1 protein-coding gene is annotated in these 1,178 nt (G+C 45.4%); it reads left to right on the forward strand.

Annotated elements, in window-relative coordinates; genetic code table 11:
- The coding region (tuf, locus tag INT04_RS19155; protein WP_193017603.1) for an elongation factor Tu at positions 1-1,178 on the forward strand (1,178 nt) is incomplete at both ends.

Below are 1,178 nucleotides of genomic sequence, written 5' to 3' on the forward strand. Positions count from 1 at the left end.
TGTCTAAAGAAAAATTTGAACGTTCAAAACCGCACGTTAACGTTGGTACTATCGGCCACGTTGACCACGGTAAAACAACTCTGACTGCTGCAATCACTACAGTTTTAGCTAAAACTTACGGTGGTGCTGCTCGTGCATTCGATCAAATCGATAACGCACCAGAAGAAAAAGCTCGTGGTATCACCATTTCTACTTCACACGTAGAATATGACACTCCGTCTCGTCACTACGCACACGTAGACTGCCCAGGTCACGCCGACTATGTTAAAAACATGATCACTGGTGCTGCGCAAATGGACGGTGCTATCCTGGTTGTTGCTGCGACTGATGGCCCAATGCCACAAACTCGTGAGCACATCCTGTTAGGTCGTCAGGTTGGTGTTCCTTACATCATCGTATTCCTGAACAAATGTGACATGGTAGATGATGAAGAGTTACTGGAATTAGTAGAAATGGAAGTTCGTGAACTTCTGTCTCAGTACGATTTCCCAGGTGACGACACACCAGTAATCCGTGGTTCAGCGCTGAAAGCACTGGAAGGCGAAGCTGAGTGGGAAGCGAAAATTGTTGAATTAGCAGAAGCACTGGATTCATACATTCCAGAACCAGAGCGTGCAATTGACAAACCATTCCTGTTACCAATCGAAGACGTATTCTCAATTTCAGGCCGTGGTACAGTAGTAACGGGTCGTGTTGAGCGTGGTATTGTTAAAGTGGGTGAAGAAGTTGAAATCGTTGGTATCAAAGCAACGGTTAAAACAACATGTACTGGCGTTGAAATGTTCCGTAAATTACTTGACGAAGGTCGTGCAGGTGAGAACGTTGGTGTTCTTCTGCGTGGTACTAAACGTGAAGAAATCGAACGTGGACAAGTACTGGCTAAACCAGGTTCAATCAAGCCACACACTAAATTCGAATCAGAAGTTTATATCCTGAGCAAAGATGAAGGTGGTCGTCACACTCCATTCTTCAAAGGTTACCGTCCACAGTTCTACTTCCGTACAACTGACGTAACAGGTACTATCGAATTACCTGAAGGCGTAGAAATGGTAATGCCAGGTGACAACATCAACATGATCGTTGAACTGATTCACCCAATCGCGATGGACGACGGTTTACGTTTCGCTATCCGTGAAGGTGGCCGTACAGTAGGTGCGGGCGTTGTTGCTAAAGTATTA

It is taken from the genome of Proteus sp. FME41 (genome assembly GCF_014897315.1).
In the GTDB taxonomy this organism is placed as follows: Bacteria; Pseudomonadota; Gammaproteobacteria; order Enterobacterales; family Enterobacteriaceae; genus Proteus.